The following is a 506-nucleotide window of genomic DNA, read 5'->3' as shown; positions in this document are numbered from 1 at the left end:
GGACTGATCTACTAAAAGCGGTAATTAATGAAGAAATTTTCGTATTTGTAGGGTTAGAAGGCTTCTTACGTGAAAGCCAAATCAATAACACTATTTCTATTCAGTTCCCTAAAGAGAACCGCAAAGAAATATCAAAGCTTTCTTTTTATCCTGCGATTTTGAAAGATAGAACTGAGTTAAGTAAAACTGTGCAGGCAGGATTTAGTGCAATGCCTAGCGATATTATCGACGAGTTAACTCGGCATTGGTTAGGCAATCAGCGTTATCAGAATGATATCGTTATTGCAATGCAGACTGGCGTCGCTCCTTTTGCTGATCTTGGTGCAGATGGGCTGCCTAATGGATTACTGGTCGATATATGGAAGCTGTGGTCTGAAAAGACAGGATTGCCAGTACGTTTTGTGGTTGGCACCATGAAGCAGAGCGTAGATAACGTCAAGCGTGGCATTGCTGATGTACATTTAGGTTACCCTGAAAGCGCTTCAATTCAAACGGGCCTAAACCGA

General features: G+C 41.7%; 1 pseudogene. It reads left to right on the top strand.

The features are described from left to right. Positions 1-506 (top strand): annotated as a pseudogene (locus K5Q92_RS23970) (deoxyguanosine kinase); the annotation flags it as partial.

Origin of the sequence: Shewanella sp. MBTL60-007 (assembly GCF_019654915.1) — a bacterium.
Lineage (GTDB): Bacteria > Pseudomonadota > Gammaproteobacteria > Enterobacterales > Shewanellaceae > Shewanella.
Note: the sequence above shows the minus strand (reverse complement) of the source record. Positions and strands in the feature narration are given on the sequence as shown.